General features: G+C 75.8%; 7 protein-coding genes and 1 pseudogene. 7 read left to right on the plus strand and 1 reads right to left on the minus strand.

Annotated elements, in window-relative coordinates:
• The 3 genes and pseudogenes from DRV84_RS14675 to DRV84_RS14685 all read left to right on the plus strand — a co-directional run.
• Window positions 1–267: pseudogene (locus DRV84_RS14675) on the plus strand (hypothetical protein); the annotation flags it as partial.
• Between the two features lie 579 nt (window positions 268–846).
• Window positions 847–1812 carry an NAD(P)/FAD-dependent oxidoreductase gene (locus tag DRV84_RS14680; RefSeq protein WP_115982030.1) on the plus strand — a complete coding sequence of 322 codons (966 nt, stop codon included), beginning with the start codon at window positions 847–849 and terminating at the stop codon, window positions 1810–1812.
• Entirely contained in the window at window positions 1809–2213 is a 405-nt protein-coding gene (locus tag DRV84_RS14685; RefSeq protein ID WP_205026747.1) for a DUF4149 domain-containing protein, read from the plus strand. Before DRV84_RS14680 ends, DRV84_RS14685 begins: the two co-directional genes overlap by 4 nt.
• Window positions 2214–2215: 2 nt before the next feature.
• Here the strand turns inward: DRV84_RS14685 and DRV84_RS14690 are convergent, their stop codons facing one another.
• The gene (locus tag DRV84_RS14690; protein ID WP_115982034.1) at window positions 2216–2932 is read right to left on the minus strand and encodes a Crp/Fnr family transcriptional regulator; all 717 of its coding nucleotides are present in this window, start codon (window positions 2930–2932) and stop codon (window positions 2216–2218) included.
• A 370-nt stretch (window positions 2933–3302) separates the two neighbouring features.
• Between DRV84_RS14690 and DRV84_RS14695 the strand changes: the two genes are divergently transcribed.
• The 4 genes from DRV84_RS14695 to DRV84_RS14710 form a co-directional block, all read left to right on the plus strand.
• Window positions 3303–4031 (plus strand): Crp/Fnr family transcriptional regulator, encoded by a 729-nt coding sequence (locus DRV84_RS14695; RefSeq protein ID WP_115982036.1) that lies wholly within the window; start codon window positions 3303–3305, stop codon window positions 4029–4031.
• Window positions 4032–4525: 494 nt separating this feature from the next.
• On the plus strand, window positions 4526–4999 hold the full coding sequence (locus DRV84_RS14700) for a DUF427 domain-containing protein (protein WP_115982038.1): 474 nt from the start codon (window positions 4526–4528) through the stop codon (window positions 4997–4999).
• 390 nt (window positions 5000–5389) lie between these two features.
• Window positions 5390–6523 (plus strand): metallophosphoesterase family protein, encoded by a 1134-nt coding sequence (locus DRV84_RS14705; RefSeq protein ID WP_115982039.1) that lies wholly within the window; start codon window positions 5390–5392, stop codon window positions 6521–6523.
• Window positions 6520–7517 (plus strand): AAA family ATPase (locus DRV84_RS14710; protein ID WP_420852977.1); only part of this gene is annotated, 998 nt, incomplete at its 3' end. The genes DRV84_RS14705 and DRV84_RS14710, both read left to right, overlap by 4 nt.

Raw genomic sequence — 7517 nt, forward strand, 5'->3', positions numbered from 1 at the left:
GCGCTCGGCGCGCTCGCGCTGGCGCTCGCGCTCTACGCCGCGCAGACCGCGGGGGCGTGGCGGGCGGCGCGCGCGGCGCTGCCGCCGGGCGCGGCGCGGGCGCTCGCCATCGCGGCGGGCAACCGCAACCTCGCGCTCTTCCTCGCCGCCGTACCGCCCGAGACCGCGGCGCCCCTGATGCTCTTCGTCGGCTGCTACCAGATCCCGATGTACCTGACGCCGCTCCTCCTGCCGCGATTGACCGGAGCAGACGCGACCCCGCGGTGAGACCCACGCGCCACCCCGGCGCAGGCCGCCCCCGCGTCACGCCACGCCCCGCCCGTCGCCGCCGTCCGCCCCGCGGCGCCCGGCGCACCGTCTCGCCCGAGCGGGCGGACCGGAGCGCGCGACGCGAAGCCGCTCGTGCCGACCCGCACCCGACGCCGCCCGGGCTCTGCCCCGCCCCGCCCGAGCACAGCCAACCGCACGCTGGCGACGCTCCGGGGCCGCTTCGCCGGATACGCCCTTCTCCGGCGCTGCCCCCCGCGCCCAAGCCACCGCCCGCAGCGGAGCGCCCGACGCCGCCCTGGCCCTGCCCTGCCGAGCACCAGGCGCCCTTTCGACCGGCCGCGGCCAAGCGGCCAGGACAGCCCGCGCCCATCATCTTGGCCCAAATACTCCGGGGGTGAATTGGCCGAAGGCCAAGAGGGGGCAGCGCCCCCTCCGCCGGCGCCGCGTTTGAAGCGCGGCCNGCGCCGCGTTTGAAGCGCGGCCACGGCGGGTTACGTCCCCCGTGCACCACGAGAGGAGACGCAGGATGCCCCACCAGCCGCCCCGCCCCGCGCGCCCGCGCGCGAGGTCACGCGCATGACCACGGATGTCCTCGTCGTCGGCGCCGGCATGGCCGGGCTCGCCTGCGCGCGCGCGCTGGACCGCGCCGGGCGCGGCTGCCTCGTGATCGACAAGGGGCGCGGCGCAGGCGGGCGCATGGCCACGCGCCGGGTCGCGCTCGGGGACGACGAGGTCCGCTTCGACCACGGCGCGCAGTATTTCACCGTCCGCGACCCCGGCTTCGCCGCGCTGATCGACGCCCTGCCCGGCGCCACCGCGATCTGGGAGGACGGCGGCGCGGAGCCGCACCGCGTCGGGCGGCCGGGGATGTCCGCCCTGCCCCGCGCGATGGCCGAGGGGCTCGAGCTGCGCACCGGCGTCGAGGTGACGGGCCTCGCCCGCGCGGGCGCGGGCTGGCGCGTGGCGACGACGGCGGGGCCGATCGAGGCGGCGCATGTGGTGCTGACGATCCCGGCGCCGCAGGCGGCGCGGCTGCCCGGCCTGCCCGCCGCGCTCGCCGACCGCCTGCGCGGGGTCGAGATGGCGCCCTGCCTCACGCTGATGGCCGCCTTTCCCGACGACCTCCCGCGGCCGGCGGTGCAGCTCCGCCCGGATACCGGCCCCCTCGGCTGGATCGCCCGGGACAGCGCGAAGCCGGGACGCGCGGAGCGCGTCACGACCTGGGTCGCGCAGGCGACGCCGGAGTGGAGCCGCGCGCATCTCGAGGAGGACCGCGCGACCATCGCCCGCCGGCTCCTGCCGGCCCTCGCCGCGGCGATCGGCGCGGACCCCGACGCCGCGCTCCATGTCGCCGGGCACCGCTGGCGCTACGCCCGGGTGACGACGCCGCTCGGCGCGCCCGTCCTGAGCGGGGCGGAGGGGACGCTGCACCTCGGCGGCGACTGGGCGCTCGGCGCGCGGGTGGAGGCGGCATGGCAGAGCGGCGCGGCGATCGCGGCCGACCTGCTGACGACGAACGAACGGACGGAGGCCCCGACGTGACCACGCTGGCATTGCTGACCACGGCGCTCCTCTTCGGCGGGATGGTGCTCTATTCCTTCGGCTTCGCGGCCTTCCTGTTCACGGCGCTGCCCGCCGAGACGGCCGGCGCCACGATCCGGCGCGCCTTTCCGCATTTCTACCTGTTCGTGATCGGGGCCGCGGCGCTCGCCGCCGCGCTGCTCTGGCCGCAGGACCGGACGGGCGCGCTCCTGCTCGCCGCCGTCGCGGCGACCACAGTGCCCACGCGCGAGGCGCTGATGCCGGCGATCAACCGGGCCACCGACACCGGCGCGCGCACGCGGTTCAAGTGGCTGCACGGGCTCTCGGTGGCGATCACGCTCGCCCACATCGGCGCGGCCGGCTACGTGCTCGCCCGGTTCCTGCCCGCGAGCGGAGCCTGACCTCAGGCGGCGGCGTCCTCGTCGCCGCCGATCCGCGCCAGCCGGGCGAGCCGCGCCGGGTTCGCCAGCCTGTAGCGGCCGCGGCCCAGCGTCTCCACCTCGCCCTGCGCCGCGAGCGACGACACCGTACGACTCACGGTCTCGACGGCCGTGTCCGTGATCCCGGCCCAGTCGCGCCGGGGCAGCGGGATGTCGACGATCACGCTGCCGTCGGGCTGGGGCCAGGCGGGCAAGTAATCCGCCGCGCGCACGAGAAAGGCGATGATCCGCTCGCGGCTCGACAAGCGACCGCGCAGCCAGATCTGCTCCTGCACCCGGGCGAGCTGTTCGCCGGTGCTGACCAGCATCTGCCGGCGCAGCGCCGGCAGCCGCGCCGTCCCGCGCTCGAGCGTCGCCGGGTCGGTCATGCAGAGCGTCACCTCCGTCGCGGCCTCGAGCTCGTGGGCGATCCGCCGCCCCGGCAGGGCGCCGATCATGTCGCCCGGCCGCGAGATGCCGAGACCGATGCGGCGGCCCTCGGCGCTGAAGCGCACCATCCGCATGTAGCCCGACCGCAGGACGCCGACGCGCTGCGTCCGGTCGCCCTGATGAAAGAGAACGGTCTCCGGGGCCAGCGTGACGCGGCGCACCCGGTCGAGGGCGCCGAGGTTGCAGATCCCCGCGAGGTGATGCGGACAGCTGCCGCAGCCGCTGAGCGGCATGAGGCGTACGCCGGTCATGGCCGCGGCTCCGTCGCGGCGATGCCTCGCCCATGAGACCCTGCGCGGCGCACCTCTGGACCGGTGACGAAACGCGCCACGGCGCGACAGTCGAGCAACATGATTGCTACCTTTCTCGCCCCCGTTCGGTGACCTTCACCACTTGCCCCTGCGTCATCTTTACCATGAAGGCCCGAGTCGCGGGTGATTCGAATTGACGGGAGACAACGAAAGTTCACCTCGCGCCCGATGCGCCATTTCTCGCCCGAAAGCGCGAAAGGGTGTGACGGCCCGTCGCAGGCTGTGGTATGGTTAACCCAAGGGTAATGTTCGTCGTCGTGGTGCGACCAAGCGACGGAGCGCATGGGATCGCCGCCGCGCGAAAGGGATTATGGCGTCAATTCATTCTCTGGCCCCTTTCGCCGGACTGGACGAGGCGGTCCGCGCCGAGGTCGCCGCGCTCGCGCGTCCGGCGCGACTGCGGCGCGACGACGTGCTGATGACGCCCGGAAATGACCCCGGAACGGTCGGCTACGTGGCCAGCGGCGTCCTGCGCATGAAAAAGGTGCTCGCGGACGGCTCCGGCCAGATCGTCGGCCTTCTCGTGGCGGGCGACATATTCGGCCGGGTCTTCGACGGCCCGGTGCCCTTCGCGATCGAGGCGGCCTCCGACTGCGAAATCTTTCTCTTCGACAAAACCGAATTTGAATCGCTCATAGGGCGCCGCCCCGAGGTCGAGCGGCTGGTGATCCTCGGGCTGATGACCGAGCTCGACAGCGCGCGCGAATGGCTGGGGCTTCTCAGCAATCACCGCACGATCGAGCGGGTGGCCGGGTTTCTGCTGTTCCTCAACCGCCGATGGAGCCGCCTGTCGCAGGAGACGGGGTGCGCCGACGGCGCGACCGTCATCGACATCCCGATCAAGCGGCAGGATCTCGCACAGGTGCTCGGCACGCGCCCCGAGGCGGTGAGCCGCGCGATCCACGCGCTCGAGGACGAGGGCGTGATCGAGATCGTCACCCCCTACCGCCTGCGCGTCCAGGACAGCGAGGCGCTCGATCATCTCTCGGGCCACGACCTGAGCGAGGACGCCGCCGCCGCGCAGCTCTACGCCGAGTAGGCCGGCGCAGCGGCGTCGCCGATCCCGCAGCCCCCGCGCGCAGCCAGACACGGCCGCTGGACGCCGGCATCGCGGCGCCATCCCGCAGCCTGCGCTTGGGTGGCGGGGACCGGCCCGCGCCGCGACCGCATCCCGCCGATTGCGCCCGGCGGGTGGAGACCGGCCCGAGGCGCGGGCTGCGCCCCTGCCACCACCTTGACCCGGTCGCGCGGGCCGGCCGGCGCGTTGCGCCCCGTCAATGCCCGCGACGCGCCAATCTGCGAGACATGGAACCCCGGGCACGGCGCCGCGCTGCCGCCGCGCCCGGGCCCTGCGCGAGGCCGCCCCGCGATGGGCCGCGCGCAGGGACGCCGTGCCGACCCGAGGTGATCCCCAGGCCCGGGTCGGGCACGGCTGCGGCCCCGCGTAGCCGCGGCCGGGTCCAGCGGCCCGGCGCGCGGGGACCGCGCCCCGGGGGCATGGCGCCGCGCGGGGCGCGCGCTAACTCACCCCTCATGGCCGACCTTCCGATCGAGAACGTGCAGGACTATCCGCGGCCGCCGGCGCTGGAGCCGGTGGCGGAGCGCCTCGTGGTGCGCCTCGGCGGCGCAGTCGTGGCCGACACCCGGCACGGCTACCGGGTGCTCGAGACGCATCACGCGCCCACCTATTACATCCCGCGCGCGGATGTCCGCGCCGCGCTGCAGCCCGCCCACGGCCGCAGCCTTTGCGAGTGGAAGGGACAGGCGCGCTATTTCGACGTCGCCGCAGGCGGGGCGACGGCGCCGCGCGCCGCCTGGACCTACGAGCGCCCCACACCGCGCTTTCGCCCGATCGCCGGGCACCTCGCCTTCTACGCCGGCGCGATGGAGGCCTGTTTTGTGGGCGACGCGCCGGTGCGCCCGCAACCGGGCGACTTCTACGGCGGCTGGGTCACCGACAATCTGCGCGGCCGCGCCAAGGGCGCGCCCGGCACGGAAGGCTGGTAGAGCGCCCCGCGCGACCGGCCGGGGGCGCGCGGCCGGGATCGCGCGCGGCCGGGGTCGCGGCGGGCCCTTTGCCCGCTCCCGCAGACGGGACATGCGGCCCCTGCGCGCGCCGCGGTCGGCCGGGTCGCGCCGGCAGGCGGGACATGCGGCCTCCCTGCGCGCCTCCATGGGCTGGTCCGCCCGGGCGGGCAGGACATGCGCCCACCGGACCCCGCGCCCGCACACGGCTTGACGCCGCGCGCCCCGGCCCCGAAGCTTCGGGCCGAACGCCCGCGCCGCCGTTACGGTCCCGGATCATGCCACGACAGCTTCTGACGCCCCCCATCCGGCATAAGCGACGCGACCGGCCCGCGGGCCGGTGAACGACGTGGTGCACGCCCGGGGGACAGCATGACCGCATTCCGTTTCATCCACAGCTCCGACCTGCATCTCGGCCGGCGATTCCTCAGCCTCGCCGACACGCCGGACGCCAACCTGCGCGGCCGCCTGACCGAGGCGCGCCACGCCGCCCTTGGCCGCCTCGCAGAGGCGGCGCGGGCGCACGGCGCGCGCGACGTCCTGCTCGCCGGCGACACCTTCGACAGCGCGACGCCCTCCGACGCGGTGCTGCGTCAGGCGCTGGCCGCGATGCGCGATCACGACGACCTCGTGTGGTGGCTCCTGCCGGGAAATCACGACAACCTGCGCGAGGCCGAGCCGCTCTGGGACGCGATCCTGCGCGACGCGCCGGAGAACGTGCGCCCGCTGACCCATGCCGCGCCGGTGAGCCTCGGCGCCTCGGCCACGCTGCTGCCCTGCCCCGTCGCCTATCGCTCCGCCGCGCAGGACGCGACCGAGGCGCTCGTCACCATGCCGAGCGACGAGGGCACCGCGCGCATCGGCCTCGCCCACGGCGGCGTCACCGATTTCGAGGACACGGGCGCCGCCATCCCCCCCGACCGCGACCGCAGCGCGCGGCTCGATTATCTCGCGCTCGGCGACTGGCACGGCCGGCTCGAGGTGGGGGCGCGCGTGCAGTATTCCGGCAGCCCGGAACAGGACCGCTTCCGCCACGACCGGCGCGGGGTCTGCCTCGCCGTCACCGTGCCGGGCCCCGGCGCCGCGCCCGAGGTGCGCGAGATCGAGACGGGGACATTCCTCTGGACGCAGTCGCAACTGCGCCTCACCCCGGGGCAGGACGCCGCCGCCGCGCTCGCCGCGCTCCTGCCGGAGGCCGGGCGGCGCGATCTGCTGCTCTCCGTCGCGGCGAGCGGCCGCGCGAGCCTCGCGGAGCAGGCGGCGCTTCAGGACGCCGCGGCGCGCGTCGCGCCGGAGTTCGCGTATTTCCGGCTCACCGTCGAGGCGCTCGCGACGCAGCACGCGGAGGCCGACCTCGACGCGATCGACCGCGCGGGCGCGCTGCGCCTCGCCGCCGACCGGCTGCGCGCCGAGGCCACCGACGAGGGCCTCTCGCCCGAGCAGCACGAGATCGCCGACGCCGCCCTCGCCCGGCTCTACGCCATCGTGCGGGAGGTGCGGGGATGAAGCTGCGCGCCATCCGCCTCGAGAACGTCCGCCGCTTCACCGCGCCCGCCGCCGTGGCGGGGATCGGCGACGGGCTGAACGTCCTTTCCGAGCCCAACGAACACGGCAAGTCCACGCTCTTCGACGCGCTGCAGGCCCTCTTTCAGCGCCCGCACGGCTCGAAGGACAAGGAGGTGCGCGCGCTGCGCCCCCACGCCGGCGGCGCGCCCGAGGTCACGGTCGAGATCGAGACCGCCGAGGGGCGCTTCACGCTCTCGAAGCGCTGGCTCTCGAAGCCTTACGCCCGCGTCGAGCGCGCCGGGCGGCTCGTCGCGCAGGCCGACGCCGCCGAGGACTGGATCGGCCGGCTGATGGGCGACGCGGCCGGCGGGCCGGCGGGCCTCCTCTGGGTGCGTCAGGGCATGACCGGCCTCGACCCCGACACGCCGAAGGAGCAGAAGGCCGCGCTCGCCGCGCGACGCGACCTCCTGTCCTCGGTCACCGGCGAGGTGGAGGCGATGACCGGCGGGCGGCGTATGGACGCCGCGCTCGCGCGCTGCGCGGAGGAGCGCGCCGTGTACTGCACCGCCACCGGCCGGCCCCGAACCGGCGGCCCGTGGAAGGCCGCGCAGGAGCGGGTGGAGCAACTGAAGGCCGAGGAGGCCGAACTCGACGCGACGGCCCGCGCGCTGCACGCCGCGCTCGACGAGCGCCGCAGGCTCCGCCGCGAGCTCGCCGATCTCGAGGAGCCCGAGGCCGCCGCCGCGCGCGCGCAGCGCCTCGCCGAGGCGCAGGCCGCCCATCAGGCCGCCGAGCGCCACGCCGAGCGCGTCGAGGGCGAGCGCCGAACGCTCGAGGCCGCGCGCCACCACGAGGCCGACCTCGCCGCCCGGCTGGAGCGATTGCGCGCGGCGCTCGCCGAGCGCGACGCCGCCACGGACGCGGCGGAGGCGGCCCGGGGCGCCCGCGCGACCGCGCAGGACCGCGTGGCCGAGGCCGACGCGGCGGCGGAGGC

This window comes from Rhodosalinus sediminis (assembly GCF_003385555.1).
In the GTDB taxonomy this organism is placed as follows: Bacteria; Pseudomonadota; Alphaproteobacteria; order Rhodobacterales; family Rhodobacteraceae; genus Rhodosalinus; species Rhodosalinus sediminis.

What these genes read in the sequence shown, in the direction of transcription:
- DRV84_RS14690 (WP_115982034.1), bottom strand. Translation starts at nt 2,932, where the DNA reads ATGACCGGCGTACGCCTCATGCCGCTCAGCGGCTGCGGCAGCTGTCCG.
- DRV84_RS14700 (WP_115982038.1), top strand. Translation starts at nt 4,526, where the DNA reads ATGGCCGACCTTCCGATCGAGAACGTGCAGGACTATCCGCGGCCGCCG.
- DRV84_RS14680 (WP_115982030.1), top strand. Translation starts at nt 847, where the DNA reads ATGACCACGGATGTCCTCGTCGTCGGCGCCGGCATGGCCGGGCTCGCC.
- DRV84_RS14705 (WP_115982039.1), top strand. Translation starts at nt 5,390, where the DNA reads ATGACCGCATTCCGTTTCATCCACAGCTCCGACCTGCATCTCGGCCGG.
- DRV84_RS14695 (WP_115982036.1), top strand. Translation starts at nt 3,303, where the DNA reads ATGGCGTCAATTCATTCTCTGGCCCCTTTCGCCGGACTGGACGAGGCG.